General features: G+C 74.0%; 17 protein-coding genes and 3 pseudogenes. 3 read left to right on the forward strand and 17 right to left on the reverse strand.

Annotation, left to right across the window (positions count from 1 at the left end):
- The first annotated feature begins 78 nt into the window (after positions 1-78).
- Entirely contained in the window at positions 79-1,407 is a 1,329-nt protein-coding gene (locus tag BJF79_RS12730) for a flavin monoamine oxidase family protein (RefSeq protein ID WP_083733379.1), read from the forward strand.
- A 70-nt stretch (positions 1,408-1,477) separates the two neighbouring features.
- On the opposite strand, the gene BJF79_RS12735 is transcribed toward BJF79_RS12730, so the two are convergent.
- On the reverse strand, positions 1,478-2,524 hold the full coding sequence (locus tag BJF79_RS12735; RefSeq protein WP_075897312.1) for an LLM class F420-dependent oxidoreductase: 1,047 nt from the start codon (positions 2,522-2,524) through the stop codon (positions 1,478-1,480).
- 100 nt (positions 2,525-2,624) lie between these two features.
- Positions 2,625-3,290, reverse strand: coding sequence for an enoyl-CoA hydratase-related protein (locus BJF79_RS12740; RefSeq protein ID WP_075897314.1), 666 nt, complete (start codon positions 3,288-3,290; stop codon positions 2,625-2,627).
- Positions 3,291-3,459: 169 nt separating this feature from the next.
- Between BJF79_RS12740 and BJF79_RS12745 the strand changes: the two genes are divergently transcribed.
- Complete coding sequence (locus BJF79_RS12745; RefSeq protein WP_075897316.1) at positions 3,460-4,035, forward strand: TetR/AcrR family transcriptional regulator; 576 nt, start codon at positions 3,460-3,462, stop codon at positions 4,033-4,035.
- 27 nt (positions 4,036-4,062) lie between these two features.
- On the opposite strand, the gene aroQ is transcribed toward BJF79_RS12745, so the two are convergent.
- The 14 genes and pseudogenes from aroQ to BJF79_RS12800 all read right to left on the reverse strand — a co-directional run bounded on the left by aroQ (position 4,063) and on the right by BJF79_RS12800 (position 14,647).
- Positions 4,063-4,518, reverse strand: a complete 456-nt coding sequence (aroQ, locus tag BJF79_RS12750) for a type II 3-dehydroquinate dehydratase (RefSeq protein ID WP_075897318.1) — start codon at positions 4,516-4,518, stop codon at positions 4,063-4,065.
- Positions 4,515-5,591, reverse strand: coding sequence for a 3-dehydroquinate synthase (aroB, locus tag BJF79_RS12755; protein WP_143219875.1), 1,077 nt, complete (start codon positions 5,589-5,591; stop codon positions 4,515-4,517). Before aroB ends, aroQ begins: the two co-directional genes overlap by 4 nt.
- Positions 5,591-6,099: pseudogene (locus BJF79_RS12760) on the reverse strand (shikimate kinase). The gene aroB and the pseudogene BJF79_RS12760 overlap by 1 nt, the downstream one beginning before the upstream one ends.
- A gap of 14 nt (positions 6,100-6,113) precedes the next feature.
- The gene (aroC, locus tag BJF79_RS59630; RefSeq protein ID WP_075897334.1) at positions 6,114-7,292 is read right to left on the reverse strand and encodes a chorismate synthase; all 1,179 of its coding nucleotides are present in this window, start codon (positions 7,290-7,292) and stop codon (positions 6,114-6,116) included.
- 219 nt (positions 7,293-7,511) lie between these two features.
- Positions 7,512-8,129, reverse strand: a pseudogene (locus BJF79_RS59635) (phytanoyl-CoA dioxygenase); the annotation flags it as partial.
- A gap of 43 nt (positions 8,130-8,172) precedes the next feature.
- Entirely contained in the window at positions 8,173-8,871 is a 699-nt protein-coding gene (locus tag BJF79_RS12770; RefSeq protein WP_075897322.1) for an SseB family protein, read from the reverse strand.
- 67 nt (positions 8,872-8,938) lie between these two features.
- The gene (locus BJF79_RS12775; protein ID WP_075897324.1) at positions 8,939-10,102 is read right to left on the reverse strand and encodes a pyridoxal phosphate-dependent aminotransferase; all 1,164 of its coding nucleotides are present in this window, start codon (positions 10,100-10,102) and stop codon (positions 8,939-8,941) included.
- A gap of 73 nt (positions 10,103-10,175) precedes the next feature.
- A complete protein-coding gene (locus BJF79_RS59640) occupies positions 10,176-10,781 on the reverse strand; it encodes a response regulator transcription factor (RefSeq protein ID WP_075897336.1) in 606 nt (201 codons plus the stop codon).
- Complete coding sequence (locus BJF79_RS59645) at positions 10,778-11,242, reverse strand: sensor histidine kinase (protein ID WP_262401936.1); 465 nt, start codon at positions 11,240-11,242, stop codon at positions 10,778-10,780. Before BJF79_RS59645 ends, BJF79_RS59640 begins: the two co-directional genes overlap by 4 nt.
- 49 nt (positions 11,243-11,291) lie before the next feature.
- Positions 11,292-12,029, reverse strand: a pseudogene (locus tag BJF79_RS66780) (histidine kinase); the annotation flags it as partial.
- A 39-nt stretch (positions 12,030-12,068) separates the two neighbouring features.
- Positions 12,069-12,914, reverse strand: coding sequence for an ABC transporter permease (locus BJF79_RS12790; RefSeq protein ID WP_075897326.1), 846 nt, complete (start codon positions 12,912-12,914; stop codon positions 12,069-12,071).
- Positions 12,911-13,558, reverse strand: coding sequence for an ABC transporter ATP-binding protein (locus BJF79_RS12795; protein WP_316043334.1), 648 nt, complete (start codon positions 13,556-13,558; stop codon positions 12,911-12,913). Before BJF79_RS12795 ends, BJF79_RS12790 begins: the two co-directional genes overlap by 4 nt.
- Positions 13,480-13,863, reverse strand: a complete 384-nt coding sequence (locus BJF79_RS65485) for an ATP-binding cassette domain-containing protein (protein ID WP_316043333.1) — start codon at positions 13,861-13,863, stop codon at positions 13,480-13,482. Before BJF79_RS65485 ends, BJF79_RS12795 begins: the two co-directional genes overlap by 79 nt.
- Positions 13,864-13,993: 130 nt before the next feature.
- Positions 13,994-14,647 (reverse strand): NAD(P)-dependent oxidoreductase, encoded by a 654-nt coding sequence (locus BJF79_RS12800; protein WP_075897328.1) that lies wholly within the window; start codon positions 14,645-14,647, stop codon positions 13,994-13,996.
- Between the two features lie 88 nt (positions 14,648-14,735).
- On the opposite strand from BJF79_RS12800, the gene BJF79_RS12805 reads away from it, so the two are divergent.
- Entirely contained in the window at positions 14,736-15,311 is a 576-nt protein-coding gene (locus tag BJF79_RS12805; protein WP_075897330.1) for a TetR/AcrR family transcriptional regulator, read from the forward strand.
- A 21-nt stretch (positions 15,312-15,332) separates the two neighbouring features.
- Here BJF79_RS12805 and BJF79_RS12810 read toward each other — a convergent pair.
- Positions 15,333-16,656, reverse strand: a 1,324-nt coding sequence (locus tag BJF79_RS12810) for an acyl-CoA synthetase (RefSeq protein ID WP_075897332.1), incomplete at its 5' end; no start/stop codon positions are given.

A 16,656-nucleotide genomic window follows, 5' to 3' on the forward strand; every position in this document is an offset into this window, starting at 1 on the left:
GCACCGACCGCCCCGTCCGCGCCGTCCGGAACCGCCCTGTCGCCGACGTCGTGATCGTCGACGACGGGGCTCGCGGGCCTGACCGCCGCCCGCGACCTGATCGCGGCGGGCCGGTCCGTCGTCGTCCTGGAGGCCCGGGACCGGCCCGGCGGCCGGGTGTACGGGCTGCCGCTCGGCGACGGCACCACCGCCGAGGGCGGCGCCGAGTTCATCGGCCCCACGCAGGACCGCATCGCCGCGCTCGCGCAGGACATGGGCGTCGCGACCTTTCCCACTTATAACGAGGGCGACAACGTCTACTACCGCGACGGGCGCCGGTCGCTCTACGCCACGGACGGGCTGCTCGGCGCCGTCCCGCCCGACTGGGGCGTGATCGACCTGGAGCTGGCGCTGCTGCGGCTCGGCGGGATGATCGAGGACGTCCCGGTCGGCGAGCCCTGGAAGGCCGCCAAGGCCGACGAGTGGGACTCGCAGACGTTCCACACCTGGTCGCGCTCCAACTCCCTCAGCTCCGGCGCGCGTTTCCTGATGGACGTCTTCGTCAGCTCGACGCTCTCGGCGCGCTCGCGGGACGTGTCGCTGCTGTACGTGCTGCACTACGCGGCGGCCGCCGGGAACGCGGGCAGCCCCGGCTCCATCGACCGGCTGATCAACACCAAGGACGGCGCGCAGGAGCTGCGCTTCGCGGGCGGGCCGGAGCAGGTGCCGATCCGGCTGGCCGCCCGGCTCGGCGACGCGGTCCGCTACAACGCGCCGGTCCGGTCGATCGCGACCGGCGGCGCGGGCGTCACCGTGACCGCGGACGGCGTCACCGTGTCGGCGAAGCGCGCCGTGGTCGCGATGTCCCCGGCGATCGCGGGGAAGATCGACTTCTCCCCGGGGCTGCCCGCGAGCCGGGCGCAGCTGATGCAGCGCTACCCGATGGGCTCGGTCGCGAAGTTCGTCGGGGTCTACGACACGCCCTTCTGGCGGGAGGAGAACCTCACCGGGCAGGCCCTCGCCGACAGCGGCGCGATCGACGTGACGTTCGACAACAGCCCGCCGGACGGGTCGCGCGGGATCCTCATGGGGTTCATCAACCACGACAACGTCCGCCGCCTGGACTCGGCGTCCGAGGCGGAGGTGCGGGCGGCCGGGCTGGAGTCGTTCGGGAAGCTGTTCGGCGAACGGGCGAAGAGCCCGGTGCGGACGGCGATGATGCGGTGGGACAACGAGACGTGGAGCGGCGGCGGCCCGGTGGGCCTCGCCGCGCCCGGCGTCCTGACCGGTTTCGGCCCCGCGCTGCGGGAGCCGTGCGGGCCGATCCACTGGGCGGGCACCGAGACGTCCGACTACTGGACGGGCTACATGGACGGCGCCGTCCGCTCCGGGGAGCGGGTCGCGCGGGAGGTCGGCGAGGCGCTGTGACCGTTCCCGGGGCGCGGACGGACGGACGGCGCGTCCGGCGCGTCCGCTCGTCCGCGCCCCGGGAAAAAGATCACGCGTCGGCGGCCATCTCCCGGACCTTCTCGATCAGCGCGATGCGGCCCTTGTGGTCGCCCGCGACGGGGGCCACGTTGAGGGTGGTGACGCCGGACTCCTTCATCGCGGCGAGCCGCTCGCGGACGTGGCCCTCGGTGCCGATCAGCGACATCTTCTCGAGCAGCTCCTGCGGGACCTTCGCGGCGGCCTCGTCCTTCTTGCCGTCGAGGTAGAGGTCCTGGATCTCCTCGGCCTCCTTCTCGAAGCCGTAGCGGCGGGCGAGGTCGTTGTAGAAGTTCTTGCCCTTGGCGCCCATGCCGCCGATGTAGAGCGCGGCCATCGGGCGGCCGAACTCCAGGTAGCCCTGGACGTCGTCGCCGATCGCGAGCGTGGCCTGGGCGACGACGTCGAGCTCGCCGAGGGCCGGGTCGCGCTTGGCCTTGCCGGCGGCGAGGGACGCGCCCCACACGTCGGCGGCCTTCTCCGGCATGTAGAAGATCGGCTCCCAGCCGTTGGCGATCTCGGCGGTCTGCTCGACGTTCTTCGGGCCGATCGCGGCCACCATGATCGGGATGCTCTCCCGCACGGGGTGGTTGATCAGCTTGAGCGGCTTGCCGAGGCCGGTGCCCTGCCCCTCCGGGAGCGGCAGCGTGTAGTGCTTGCCCTCGTACTGGAGACGCTCGCGCCGCCACACCTTGCGGCAGATCTCGATGATCTCGCGGGTGCGGCCGAGCGGAGCGGTGTAGGGGACGCCGTGGAAGCCCTCGATGACCTGCGGGCCGGACGCGCCGATGCCGAGCGTGAACCGGCCGTCGGAGACGTAGTCCAGGCCGGCCGCGGTCTGCGCGAGCGCGGTGGGCGTGCGGGAGTAGATGTTGAGGATGCCGGACGCGATCTCCATCCGCTCGGTCCTCGCGGCGATGTATCCCATCTGGCTGACCGCGTCGAAGCTGTACGCCTCGGCGATGTAGACGATGTCCAGCCCGGCCTTCTCGTAGTCGGCGAGCTCCTCGACGGTCTCTTTGAAACCGCCCGCGTAGTTGAGGGCCATCCCGATGCGCATCGGCACCCCTTCCCGAATTACCGAATCCGATTCAAGTCGAACACAACCTAGCCCGCCGCCGGTGCCCCGCACAGGGCCGGGGTCGCCGCGGCGGCCGTCCTCACCCGAGCGCCGGACCGTGCAGCGCCGCGAGCGTCGCGCGGTACAGGTCGCGCCGGATCTTCCCGACGACCTTCCCGTCCTTGCCCGCCAGCGAGGCCGCCGATTCGACGGCCGCGGGCAGCACCTCGTCCTCGGCCGCCGTGCGCTGCACGACCCCGGCGGCCATCGCCTGCTCCGCGGTGTACCGGCGGCCGGTGACCATGGCCTCGTGCGCGGTGCCCACCGGCAGCCTCGCCTTGATCAGCGAGGTCATCCCGGGGGTGAACGTCATCCCGAGGTCGACCTCGGGCAGGCAGAAGTAGCCGCGGTCGGTGCGCATAACGGCGAAGTCGTGCGCGAGGGCGAGCATCCCGCCGCCCGCGAACGCGTGCCCGTTCACCGCCGCGACCGTCGGCGCCGGCAGTTCCAGCAGCCGCGCGAACAGGCCGTGGACGCGGCCGAGGTACTCCTCGAACCGGTCGCCGTTGGCGCCGAGCCAGTCCAGGTCGAGGCCGTTGGAGAAGAACTTGCCGGTCCCGACGGTGACGAGCGCGCACGGCCCGTCCTCCTTCGCGACGGTGTCGAGCGCGCCGTCGACGGCGGAGAGGAAGTCGGGACTGAAGCGGTTCTCACCGGCGTCGAGGCGCAGCACGAACACATCGCCGTCACGCTGGAGGTCGATCACGAGGCTCTCCTTGTTCTCACCTGCCCGGACCCGGCCTACCGGCCGGTAACAACACGGCCCATCCTACGGGCGTTCCGACGGGCGGTATGACGTCCGACATAGCCACGGTCTCCTATGACGATCGTCATGGTCAACGCGAGTTGCTTATGATGAATGTCATAATCGATGCATGGGGTCCGACAGCCGGGAGCGCATGGTCCGCAGCGCCGCCTACCTGTTCCGCGAGCGGGGCTACAGCGGCACGGGGTTCCGCGACGTCATCGCGCACAGCGGCGCGCCGCGCGGATCGATCTACCACCACTTCCCCGAGGGCAAGGCGCAGCTCGCCGAGGAGGCCGTCCGCTACGCCGGGGAGTTCCTCAACGCCGGGATCCTCGCGGCCACCGAGGGCGGCGACGCGGCGTCCGCCGTGGACGCCTTCATCGGCTGGTGGCGGCAGGTGCTGATCCGCAGCGGGTTCCGGGCGGGCTGCCCGATCGTGGCCGTCACCGTGGAATGCCACGACGACGCGCCGCAGCTCGCCGCCGCGGCCGCCGCCGCGTTCGGCCGCTGGGAGGACACCCTCGCCACCGGCCTCGGCAACGCGGGCGTCCCGGACGGGCGGGCGGCCAGCCTCGCCCGGCTGATCGTCGCCGCCGTCGAGGGCGCGACCGTGCTGTGCCGCGCCCACCGCGACGTCCGGCCGCTCGACGACGTCGTCATCGAGCTCAAGGCCATGACCCGCGCGGCCGTCGAAGACTCCTGAGGTTTCCCCGGGGCTTCCCGAAGGGCCTCAGGCCCGCTGCTCCGCTTCCTCGGCGAGGAGTTCGACGACCGCCTGCAGGGCCAGGACGTACGAGAACGTCCCGAAACCGGCGATCGTGCCGGTCGCGACGCCCGCCACGACCGAGGTGTGCCGGAACTCCTCCCGCGTCGCCGGGTTGGAGATGTGCACCTCGACCAGCGGCGCGGTCCGCTGCGCGAGGGCGTCGCGCAGCGCGTAGGAGTAGTGCGTGAACGCCGCCGGGTTCAGCACGACCGGCAGCCGCTCGTCGGCGGCCTCGTGCACCCAGCGGATCAGCTCGGCCTCGTCGTCGGTCTGCCTGACCTCGACGTTCAGGTCCAGCCGCCGCCCCGCGTCGCGGCACAGCGCGGCGAGCCCCTCGAACGCGGTCGAACCGTACACGTCGGGCTCGCGCGTCCCGAGCCGCCCGAGGTTGGGGCCGTTCAGCACCAGCACCCGCGTCATCGGGCGACCTCCCGGTAGGCGGCGGCGAGCAGCTCCTCGTCCGGGCCCTCCAGCCGGCCCGGCTTCGCGAGACCGTCCAGCACCACGAACCGCAGCGTGGCGCCCCGCGACTTCTTGTCGATCGTCATCGTGGCGCGCAGCCCCGGCCACGCGTCCGCCGCGTACGCCACCGGCAGCCCCACCGACGCCAGGACGGACCGGTGCCGCTCGACGTCCGCGGCGTCCAGCCGCCCCGCCAGGCGCGCCAGCTCCGCCGCGTACACCATCCCGATCGCGACGGCGTGGCCGTGCCGGAAGCGGTAGTCCTCGGCCTTCTCGATCGCGTGCGCGAGGGTGTGGCCGTAGTTGAGGATCTCCCGCAGCCCCGACTCCTTCAGGTCCGCACCGACGACCCGGGCCTTCACCCGGACGGCCCGTTCGACGAGCTCGCGGGTGTGCGGGCCGTCCGGCGCCGCCGCGCCCGCCGGGTCGTCCTCCACCAGGTCGAGGATGGCCGGGTCGGCGATGAACCCCGCCTTGACGATCTCGGCGAGGCCGCTGATGTAGTCCTGGTGCGGCATCGTCACCAGCGTGGCGAGGTCGCACAGCACCCCGGCGGGCGGGTGGAACGCGCCCACGAGGTTCTTGCCCTCGGCGATGTTGATGCCGGTCTTGCCGCCGACCGCCGCGTCCACCATGCCCAGCAGCGTCGTCGGCACCAGCACGCAGCGGACGCCGCGCAGCCACGACGCGGCGGCGAACCCGGCGAGGTCGGTGGTCGCGCCGCCGCCGACGCCCACGACCACGTCCGTCCGGGTCATGCCGAGCCGCGCGAACGACGACCACAGCCCGGCGAGGACCCCGGCCTCCTTGGCCGCCTCGCCGTCCGGGACGGGCAGCGCGTGCACCGCGTACCCGGCCTTCTCCAGCGCCTCGCACACCGGCCGCGCGATCTCCGGCAGGCCCTCGGCGTGCACCACCGCGACCGCCGCGACGCGGTCGCCGAGCAGGCCCGGCAGCTCCGCCAGCACGCCCGTCCCGATCACGACGTCGTACGGGTCGGCGCCGTCCACGCGCACCCGCGCGGGCTCGATCATGAGTCCTCCAGCGCCTTGGCGATCTCCTCGACGATCTCCGCCGGTTCGCGGCCGTCGGTGTCGACGTGCAGGGTCCCGAGGCGCTCGTACACCGGCAGCCGCTCCTCCAGCAGCTTGCGCATCTGGCTGCGCGGGTTCAGCACCAGCAGCGGCCGCGCCGCCGCCAGCCCCACCCGCTTCACCGCCTCCGAGAGGCCCACCCGCAGGTAGACGACCGTGTGCCCGGCGAGCAGTTCCTGGGTCTGCGCCGCCAGGACGGCACCGCCGCCGAGCGCGAGGACGCCGTCGTGCTCGGCCAGCGCCGCCGCGACGGCCGCGCGCTCCAGCTCCCGGAACCGGTCCTCGCCGTCGTCGATGAAGATCTCGCCGATCGGCTTGCCGGCCACCGCCCCGGCGTCGCGTCGGTGTCGCGCAGCGCGACCCCCAGCCGCTCGGCGAGCGCCGTTCCGATCGTCGTCTTGCCCGAGCCCGGCGCCCCGATCAGGACGGCCTTGGGTCGCGTCATGGAGGAGGTCCCGTTCACTTGATGGTCAGGGAGGACAGGTATCCGCGCAGGTTGCGGGCGGTCTCCTCGGCGGAGTCGCCGCCGAGCTTCTCCACCGCCGCGTCGGCCAGCACCAGCGCCACCATCGCCTCGGCGACCACCCCGGCGGCCGGCACGGCGGTCACGTCGCTGCGCTGGTTGATCGCCTTGGCGGGCTCGCCGGTCTTCACGTCGATGGTGTCGAGGCGGCGCGGCACGGTCGAGATCGGCTTCATCGCGGCCCGGACGCGCAGCGGCTCGCCGGTCGTCATGCCGCCCTCGACGCCGCCCGCGCGGTTCGTCCGGCGGCGGATGCCGGAGTCGGTCCCCTCGATCTCGTCGTGCGCGCCCGACCCGCGCCGCCGCGCGGTCGTGAACCCGTCGCCGACCTCCACGCCCTTGATCGCCTGGATGCCCATCAGGATCCCCGCGAGCCGCGAGTCGAGCCGCCGGTCCCAGTGCACGTGGCTGCCCAGGCCGGGCGGCAGGCCGTAGGCGATGACCTCGACGACCCCGCCGAGGGTGTCGCCGGCCTTCTTCACCTCGTCGATGTGCGCGACCATCGCCGCGGACGCCGCCGCGTCGAAGCACCGCACGGGGCTGTCGTCGACCGCCGCGAGGTCGCCGGGCTCCGGCAGCACGCCGTCCGGCGCCGACACCTCGCCGAGCGCGACCACGTGGCTCAGCACGTCCACGCCGAGCGCCTGCTTGAGGAACGCCTTCGCGACCGTCCCGAGCGCGACCCGCGCGGCCGTCTCCCGCGCGCTCGCCCGTTCCAGGACGGGCCGGGCGTCGTCGAACCCGTACTTCTGCATGCCCACGAGGTCGGCGTGCCCGGGCCGCGGCTGCGACAGCGGCGCGTTGCGCGCTTGCGCCGCGAGGACGTCGGCGTCCACGGGGTCGGCCGACATCACCGTCTCCCACTTGGGCCACTCGGTGTTGCCGACCTCGATCGCGACGGGGCCGCCGAGCGTCACCCCGTGCCGGACCCCGCCGAGGATCCGTACCTCGTCCTGCTCGAACTTCATCCGGGCGCCCCGCCCGTGCCCGAGCCGCCGGCGGCGCAGATCCTCGGCGATGTCCGCCGAGGTCACGCGCACACCGGCCGGAAGGCCCTCCACGATCGCGGTGAGGGCCGGGCCATGGGACTCCCCCGCGGTCAACCAGCGCAGCATGCCCTGAATCCTATTGGCGCCGGGCGCGTCCCCGAGACCGGCGTCCACGACCTGAGACGCCCGGCCCGGTTCAGCCCCCGAGACCGCGCGGATCGCGGCCGCGACCGGGGAGTCCGCCCGCGGCGGCCCGGACGGGAGCAGCGGCGGCTGCGCCATGAACTTCGGCTCCGTGCCGCGGTGCGGCTGCGCCGCGTGCACCAGGAACGGATGGCACAGGAAGACGTCGCCCGCGCGGCCCGTCGCGAACGCCACGGGACGGTGCTCGGTGGCGGGCCCGGCGCGTCCGGCCAGGTCCATGAACGTCAGGCCGTCCTCCCCGGCGGGCTCCAGGATCGGCGGGACGTCCAGGTGGGACCCGACCCGGATCCGCGTGGGCGCGTCGTCCTCGCCGACGTCGGAGAACAGGAACAGCATCAGCAGCGCGCGCCCCTTGGAGGCGATGTTGACGCGGTAGCCCATGAAGTCGGCGGGATCCTCGCCGGGGAAGCTCGCGTCGATGTGCCAGCCGTCGTCCCCGGGGGCGTCCGGGCCCGGGAACCGCACCGGGAACGTCCCGAGACCGCCCTGCGGCAGCCAGGCGTCCTTCCCGGCCAGCGCGTCGAACGCGGCGTGCAGGCGCGGGGTGTTCGCGGCGGCCCGGAACGGCTCCTGCGCGTAGTGGCCGAGCCGGATCACCGGCCGTGTCCAGGTGGCGCGGTCGGCCGGGTCGCAGCCGGTGTCCCGCCACAGGATCTCCCGGCACTCGTCGGCGAGCTCCCGGGAGAACGCCCCCGCGACCTTGACGTATCCGTCCGCGATGAAGGCGTCGATGTCGGTGCCGGTGTCGGTGTCGTGCATGCGGCCACCGTGACAGCCGGGCGGCGGACGCGTCGAACGGTTTTCAGGCGCGGCGCACGACGCTCAGTTCGACGCCGCCGACGATCCGGCCGCGCAGCATCTCCGCGAGCCGGTCCGACACCCGCTGGACGGTGCGGCGCTCGTCGTGCCCGGGGTTCACCGCGAACCGGACGGCCAGCTCGGCGGCCGTCCCCTCGGTCACGCGGACCCCCGCGACGGCCTCGTCGGACCCGAACGCGGCGTCCACGGCGGCGAGGACGTCCGGGTCCTCGTGCGGCGCCGGGACGGGACGTCCCTCGGCGAGCAGGTGCAGCCGCAGCCCGTCGACGGCGAACGGGACGGGCCCCGCCACGTCCACGACGAGCGCGTCGGCGTGCTCGTCCAGCGCCGCCCGGCACGCCTGCCCGGCGGGCACCGCCACCGGCCGCGCGTCCGCCCGCCACGCCTTCATCGTCTCCATGCAGGTGAACCCGAGCACGCCGCGCCGCCCGTCCTCGCCGGTGAGCAGCGGCACGGCCATGTCGCTCGACTTCTCCCGCCGCAACTCCCCGGGCGCGACGTCCTCCTCCTCGGTGAGGACCGCGACCACGGGCACCAGCAGCCGCGCGTTCTGCAGCCGCCGCAGCACGGTGTGCTGCCCGACGCGTCCCGCCGCGTACCCGGTGAGCGCCTCGCACAACCGGGGGTCGGCGCCGCCGTCGTCCTCGGGGAACTGGGGCTCGGGAATCGTCAATCCGGACACCCTGGGAAGGCTATAGGCTCCGGCGACCGCCGCGGGTGCCGATCCGGATACTGCCGGTGAGCGGACGTCAGCGGAGCCGGGCGAGCCGTTCGACGGCCGCGTCGATGACCTCGTCCTTCTTGCAGAACGCGAACCGGACGAAGTGCGCGCCCGCGTCCGGGTGGTCGTAGAAGACCTGCGTCGGGATCGCGACGACCCCCGCCTTCTCGGGGAGCGCCCGGGCCAGCTCCATCCCGTCGGTGAAGCCCAGCGGACGGATGTCGGCCTGCACGAAGTACGTCCCCTGCGGCCGGTACACGTCGAACCCGGCGGCCTCCAGCCCGGTGACGAGCCGGTCGCGCTTGCCCTGCAGCGACTTGCGCAGCTCCTCCACCCACGGGATCTCGCCGCCCAGCGCGTACGCGGCGGCCCGCTGGTAGGGGGCGCTGACGGCGAACGTGAGGAACTGCTTCACCGACTGCACGGCCCGGACGTACGGCGCCGGGGCCGTCACCCAGCCGGTCTTCCAGCCGGTGACGGAGAACGACTTGCCGACCGACGACACCGACACCGTCCGTTCCCGCATCCCCTCCAGGGCGGCGAGCGGGACGTGCTCGGCGTCGTCGAAGGTGAGGTACTCGTACACCTCGTCGGTGACGGCGACCAGGTCGTGCTCGCGGCAGACGGCGGCGATCGTCTCCAGCTCGTCGCGGGTGAAGACCGTCCCGCACGGGTTGTGCGGGGAGTTCACGAGGATCAGGCGGGTGCGCGGGGTGACGGCGGCGCGCAGCTCGTCCGGGTCGAAGGCGAACCGGCCCTCGGCGGGCCGCAGCGTGACGGGCCTGCGGACGGCCCCGGCGAGCGCGATCACGGCCGCGTAGCTGTCGTAGTAGGGCTCGAAGACGATCACTTCGTCGCCCGGTTCGGCGAGCGCCAGCACGGACGCCGCGATCCCCTCGGTGGCTCCGACGGTGACGAACACCTCGGTCGCGGGGTCGTACGCCAGCCCGTACCGGCCGAGCCGCTGCGCCGCGACCGCCTCGCGGAGTTCCGGCAGTCCGGGGCCGGGCGGATACTGATTCGCCCCGGTTCGGATGGCTTCCACGGCGATGTCCAGCATGTCCGCCGGACCGTCCTCGTCCGGGAAGCCTTGACCTAGATTGATCGCATTTGTCCGAGTCGCCAGCGCCGACATCTCGGCGAAGATCGTCTCGCCGAATTCCCGCATCCGTCCGACCAAAGGCTCAGTCACGCCACAAGCCTAAAGGGGTCATCCCCGCATACGCGGGGAGCGCGTCCCGTAATCCAGAACTCGCGAAGCGCGATCAGATCCAGCCCATCTCCTGGGCGGCCTGGACGGCGCCGAGGCGCGTGGACGCGCCCAGCTTGCTCATCGCGGACGACAGGTAGTTGCGGACGGTGCCCTCGGACAGGTGCAGTCGTGCGGCGATGCCGGAGGTGTCGGCGCCCGCGGCGATGTGGCGGAGGATCTCGCGTTCGCGTTCGGTGAGCGGGTTGTCGCCCGCCTCCATCGCGGCGGCGGCCAGTTCGGCGTCCAGGTAGCGGCCGCCCGCGTGGACCTTGCGGACGGCGGCCGCCAGCTCGTCGGTCGGGGCGTCCTTCGGGACGAACCCGCGGACCCCGGCGGCCATGGCGCGGCGCAGGTAGCCGGGGCGGCCGAAGCTGGTGAGGATGCACACCGCGCAGCGGGCGCCGGCCGCGCGCAGCTCCTCGGCGACGGCCAGGCCGTCGGCGCCGGGCATCTCGATGTCGAGGACGGCCACGTCCGGGTCGTGCGCGGCGACGGCCGCGGCGACCTCGTCGCCGCGGCCCACCTCGGCGACGATCTCGATGTCGGGATCCAGGCCGAGCAGCGCGGCGACGGCGCCCCGGATGAGGTGCTCGTCGTCGGCGAGCAGGACCCGGATCACCGCTCCCTCCCGCCCGCCGGGACGGTCTCGTCCGCGGGTCCGGCGGCGGCGCCGTCCCCGGCGGGCAGCGGGACGACGGCCCGCAGCAGGAAGCCGTCGCGGCCGTGCCGTCCGGCGGTGATCTCGCCGCCGAGGACGGCGGCCCGCTCCTCCAGCCCGGTCAGGCCCGACCCGGCGGGTTCGGTGCCGCGGGCGCGGACGCCGTCGTTGCGCATCTCCAGGACCACGGAGCGACCATAGACGGTCAGGACGATGGAGCAGCGGCGGGCCTCGCTGTGCTTGATCACGTTGGTGGCGCCCTCGCGGATCACCCAGGCCAGCACGGCGCCGACCTCGGACGGGAGGCCCGGCGGGGGATCGTCGGCCTCGCACCGGACCCCGGCCGCCTCCAGCACGGCCCGCACCCCGGCGATCTCGGCGTCCAGCTCGACGGCGCGGTAGCCGCGGACGGCGGCGCGCACCTCGCGCAGCGCGTCGCGGAGCGGTGCGGACGTCGGCCATCTCGGCGCCCGCGCGGGCCGGGTCGGTCTCGGCCATCCGCATCGCCAGCTCGCTCTTCACCGCGATCAGCGAGAGGCTGTGGCCGAGGAGGTCGTGCAGGTCGCGGGAGAAGCGGAGCCGCTCCTCGGTGACGGCGAGGCGGGCGACGGCGTCGCGGGCCGCGTACGCCTCCAGGTGCATGTCCCACATGCGGCGCTGGTACCGGTTGACCCACGCGGCGAATCCGCAGGTCAGAAAGAAGACCACGAAGAAGAAGGGGAAGATCGTGTACCAGCGCAGGTCCCCGTCCTCGTCGTTGCGCCAGGCGGCGAGCGTGGCGAACGCCGCGCAGAACGCCGCCGTCCCGGCGCACAGGGCGACGATCTGGTTGCGGGTCACCGGCGACAGCACCAGCGCCGTCGCCCAGAACACCGGGATGACGCTCCAGGCCGCGTTGGTCAGCATCATCGGGCACAGGGCGGCGGTGATCGCACCGCTGAGGACGACGTCGCGGCGGGACGCCCCGCCGTCCAGGCCCGTCCGGACGAGCCGCATGTAGAACCACAGCAGCAGGGCGAGCCCCAGGGCCGCGAGGGCGGCCACGGGCCCGCCGACGTCGCCCCTCTCGTAGGACGGCCAGAGGGCGCCCACCCCGGTGGCGACGAACACGACCCCGGCCATCATGAAGGACCGCTGCGTCACCTTGCGGTAGCGCTCGAGCCTGCGCACGTTCTGCTCTTCGAGTTCAGCCGTCGTGGCGACCGCCATGTCCTGGTCCCCCCTCCCCGCAGTACCGTATCCGGCCGCTCATCCGCGGCGCGGTTCCCAGCGGAACCGGCGCTTGGCGGCCTCGCGGCCGAGGACGAGCCACGCGGCGAGGACGGCGAACGACTGGGCGCACGCGGCCCAGCCCCCGGCGAGACCCAGCGCGGCGTGCTCGGATGCGCCCGCGAAGTCCTGCCCGAAGTAGGCGGTCCGGGTGATCTCGACGACCGGTGTGAGCGGGAGCAGGCGGCAGGCGGCGTGCACGGCGTCGGGAAGGGTGTCCAGCGGGAACATGACGCCGCCGCCCAGCATGCAGCCGAACATGATCGGCAGGACGGTGAGCTGCGCCAGCTCGGCGTTGGGGGTGAGCCCGGAGACGGTGAGCGCCAGCAGGGCGAAGATCGCGGCGCCCGCGGCGAGCCCGGCGACCAGGAGCAGCGGGTCGGCCGGGAACCGGCCGTCGAAGACCGTGCCGAGTACGACGAGCAGGAACACCGCCTGCACGGCGTACACCGCGACCGCGGTGAGGACGCTGCCGCCGAGCACGTCGGCGTCCGACAGGGCCGTGCCGCGCAGCCGCTTGAGGGTGAGGTCCTCGCGGCGGGTGGTGAACACGGTCACGAGGTTCATGAACACCACGAAGATCAGGAAGAAGGCGAGGTGGCCGGTGCCCTGCAGGAGGGCGCCGTCCACGCCGTCGACGTCCTGGCCGCGCATGGGCGCGAGCATCCCGACGAACAGCAGCGGCAGGCCGAAGACGGTGAACAGCGCGGTGCGGTTGCGGTAGAGCAGGACGGCGTCGAGCCGCGCGACCCGCGCGAGCGCGCGGGGCGCGACGTCGGGGAGCGCGAAGCGGCCGCGGGCCGGCGGGGCTGCGGGGCGGGTCATCGGGAGGCTCCTTCGGCGGTCGCGGTGGCGGTGGCGGTGGCGGTGCGGAGGAAGACGTCTTCGAGGGACGCGCTGCGGGCCTGCAGGCCGGCGAGGGCCACGCCCGACTCGTCCGCCCAGCGCAGCAGCCCGTACAGCCCGGCCTGCATCCCGTCGCCCGGCACGGCGTAGGTGGCGGTGGCGCGCCCGCCGTCCACGGCGATCTCCGGGCCGGCGCCGTGGACGGCGGGCAGTTCGCCGACCGGGACCCGCTCGGGGATTTGGAAACTGATCCGGTCGCCGTGGCCCGCGACGACCTCGGCGACGGTGCCGCTCTGCTCGATCACGCCCCGGTGCATGATCGCGAGCCGGTCGGCGAGCTGCTCGGCCTCCTCCAGGTAGTGCGTGGTCAGCATGACCGTGGTGCCGTCGGCGGTCAGGTCGCGGACGATCCGCCAGGTGGCGTGCCTGGCCTCGGGGTCCATGCCGGTGGTGGGCTCGTCCAGGAACAGGACGCTGGGACGGGCGAGGAGCGCGAGCGCGAGGTCGAGGCGGCGCTTCTGCCCGCCCGACAGCTGCCGGACCTTCACGCCCGCCTTGTCGCCCAGCCGACGAGCGCGAGCGCCTCGGCGGCGGGCCGCGCGGCGGGCGTGAACCCGCGCCAGTGGCCCGCGGTCTCGGCGACCGTGAGGTCGTTGAAGAAACCGCCCTCCTGCAGCATGATCCCGATCCGCGGGCGGAGGGCGCGGCGGTCGCGGTGCGGGTCGCGGCCGAGGATCCGGACGGTGCCCGCGTGCGCCGGGCGGAACCCTTCGAGGGTTTCCATCGTGGTGGTCTTGCCGGCCCCGTTCGTGCCGAGGAGCGCGAACAGTTCGCCCTCGCCGACGGTGAACGAGATCCCGGCGACGGCCTCGTAGTCGCCGTACCGCTGCCGCAGGCCGTCGACGTGGATCACTGGGTTCGCGTGCATGGATCCAGCGTCGCGGCGGGCGCGGTCCCGCCGGTAGAAGCGGCTGTCACCGCTTCGCCCCGCGCCTGTCAGCCGATCCGCGTGACGTTCGTCATCCGCCCCGGTCACGCCGCCCCCGGCGGCCTCCCGGTCAGCCGACGCTGACGACGTGCCGGACCGAGGACGGGTCGGCGGCGTGGTCGAGCAGCGCGACGGCGAGGTCGGCGCGGGCCAGGGTGAAGCCGCCGAGGACGTTGCGGTCGACGGCCGCGCGGTAGTGGCCCTTGCCGTCGCCCTCGGTGAGCCGGGGCGGGCGGACGATCGTCCAGTCGAGGCCGGACGCGCGGACGACGTCCTCGGCGCGGCGCATGTCGGCGAACGCGTGCTTGAGCATCGGCTTCAGCAGCATCGGCTTGACGACGAACCGGGTGAGCGGGTCGTCGCCGGGCCCGTTCGCGAACCCGGACGCGCTGACCATGACGAAGCGCCGCTCCCCGGCCGCGTCCATCGCCTCGACGATGCTGCGGGCGCTGTCCTCGCAGACGGTGGTGGGGGCGCGTCCCTCGCGGGTGCCGATGGCGGTGATGACGGCGTCGCGGCCCTTCACCGCCGCCGCGATGGCGGCCGGGTCCATGACGTCGGCGCGGACGACGTCGAGGGACGGGCCGTCGGCGCGGTCGCGCAGGTCGGCGGGGAGCCGCGCGGGGTCGCGGACGACCGCGGTGACCCGGTGCCCGCCGATCAGGGCCCGCCGGACGACCTGCAGCCCGGTGCCGCCGGTCGCTCCGAAGATCGTGAGACGCATGGTTCCTCCTGCTGGGAAGGGGTGAGTGAATTTTCACTAACCCCTAGCTTGGGTTAGCATTCACTCACTGTCAAGCGAGGGGAGCCGGATGAGCGCGCGCGAGCGGATCCTGGACGCGGCGGCCGAAGTCATGCGCGAACGCGGCGTCGCCCGCGCCACCACCAAGGAGATCGCGCGGGCGGCCGGCTACTCCGAGGCGCTGCTCTACAAGCACTTCCGCGACAAGAACGAGCTGCTGATGCTGGTCCTGCGCGAGCGCATGCCCGCGTTCTCGGTGGCGGGCGTGCCCGGCGCCGAGACCGTCGAGGCGAACCTCGTGGCGGTCGTCCACAACGGCCTGCGCTTCTACCGGCGGGCGTTCCCGATGATGGCGTCCATGGTCGCGCAGCCGCCGCTGATGGCCGCGACCCGCGAGGCGCTGCGCAAGTACGGGGCGGGCCCGCACGTGCCCGTCGGCCAGCTCACCGAATACCTCGACGCCGAGCGCGGCCTCGGCCGCGTCGCGGCGGACGCCGACACCGGTTCGGCGGCCGCGCTGCTGATCGGCGCCTGCTTCCAGCAGGGGTTCCTGCGCTACTTCGCCGAGGGCGCCGACACCCCCGACCCGCCCGAGTCGCACGCCCGCGACCTCGTGCGCCCCCTGCTCCCCTCCCTGCTCCCCTGACCCGGGGCCGGGAATCGGGGGTCAGGAGCCGAGGTCGCCCAGCCGGGTCTTCACCACCTTGCCCATGGCGTTGCGCGGGAGGCCGTCCACCAGGTGGACGGTGCGGGGCCGCTTGTGGGCCGACAGGCGCTCGGCGACGAAGCCGATGAGGCCGCGCTCGTCCACGCCGTCGGCGACGACGTACGCGGTGACCTGCTCGCCCAGGTCGGCGTGCGGGGTGCCGACGACGGCCGCCTCGCGCACGGCCGGGTGCGCCAGCAGGGCGTTCTCGACCTCGCCCGCGCCGATCCGGTAGCCGCCGCTCTTGATCAGGTCGGTGGACGCGCGGCCGACGATCCGGTGCCGCCCGTCCGGCGCGACGACGGCGATGTCGCCGGTGCGGAACCAGCCGTCCGCCGTGAACGACACGGCGGTGGCCTCCGGCCGGTTGAGATACCCCTTGAACAGCAGCGGGGCGCGGACGTGCAGCTCGCCGGGCGTCTCCCCGTCGGACGGGACGGGCGTGCCGTCCTCGGCCGCCAGCCGGGTCTCGACGCCGGGCAGCGGCGTGCCGACGTACCCCGGGTGCCGTTCGCCGTCGGCGCGCGCGCTGACCGTGATGAGGGTCTCGGTCATGCCGTACCGCTCGACGGGACGGTGCCCGGTGAGGCCCTCGATCCGTTCGAAGACCGGCACGGGCAGCGGGGCGCTCCCCGACACCAGCAGGCGGGCGCCCCGCAGGGCCTCCGCAGCCGCAGGGTCGGCGGCCGTCCGCGACCAGACCGTCGGGACGCCGAAGAACAGGGTGCCGCCGTCGGCGCGCGCGGCGGCCGCGTACGCCTCGGGCGCCGGCCGCCCGGTGTGGACGAGCGGCGACCCGACGCGCAGCGCGCCGAGGACGCCGAGGACCAGGCCGTGCACGTGGAACAGCGGCAGCCCGTGCACGAGGACGTCGTCGGGGGTCCACGCCCACGCGTCGGCGAGCGCGTCGAGACCGGCGGCGATCGCGCTCCGCGAGATCAGCACGCCCTTCGGCGCGCCCGTCGTGCCGCTGGTGTAGAGGACGAACGCGGTCGCGCCGGGCGCGGACTCCACCGCGCCGCCGTCGCCCGGCGGGAGGTCGTCGACGGGGACGAGCGGCGGCTCGCCCTCGACGGTCACGGTGCCGCGGCCGCCGAGCAGCAGCTCCGAACCCGAGTCGCCGAGGATGTGGGCGCGCTCGTCCGGTCCCGAGTCGGGCGGCAGCGGCACCACCGGGACGCCCGCGAGGAGCCCGCCGACGACGCCGACGACCGTCTCCAGGGACGCGGTGGCGTGCACGGCGACCGCGTCCGCGCCGCCGATCCGGGCCGCGACCGCCGACGCG

The sequence above is a fragment of the Actinomadura sp. CNU-125 genome, assembly GCF_001942465.1.
Lineage (GTDB): Bacteria > Actinomycetota > Actinomycetes > Streptosporangiales > Streptosporangiaceae > Spirillospora.

What these genes read in the sequence shown, in the direction of transcription:
- BJF79_RS12800 (WP_075897328.1), bottom strand. Translation starts at nt 14,647, where the DNA reads ATGCGTCTCACGATCTTCGGAGCGACCGGCGGCACCGGGCTGCAGGTC.
- BJF79_RS12790 (WP_075897326.1), bottom strand. Translation starts at nt 12,914, where the DNA reads ATGACCCGCCCCGCAGCCCCGCCGGCCCGCGGCCGCTTCGCGCTCCCC.
- BJF79_RS12745 (WP_075897316.1), top strand. Translation starts at nt 3,460, where the DNA reads ATGGGGTCCGACAGCCGGGAGCGCATGGTCCGCAGCGCCGCCTACCTG.
- aroQ (WP_075897318.1), bottom strand. Translation starts at nt 4,518, where the DNA reads ATGACGCGGGTGCTGGTGCTGAACGGCCCCAACCTCGGGCGGCTCGGG.
- BJF79_RS12735 (WP_075897312.1), bottom strand. Translation starts at nt 2,524, where the DNA reads ATGCGCATCGGGATGGCCCTCAACTACGCGGGCGGTTTCAAAGAGACC.
- BJF79_RS65485 (WP_316043333.1), bottom strand. Translation starts at nt 13,863, where the DNA reads ATGCACGCGAACCCAGTGATCCACGTCGACGGCCTGCGGCAGCGGTAC.
- aroC (WP_075897334.1), bottom strand. Translation starts at nt 7,292, where the DNA reads ATGCTGCGCTGGTTGACCGCGGGGGAGTCCCATGGCCCGGCCCTCACC.
- BJF79_RS12805 (WP_075897330.1), top strand. Translation starts at nt 14,736, where the DNA reads ATGAGCGCGCGCGAGCGGATCCTGGACGCGGCGGCCGAAGTCATGCGC.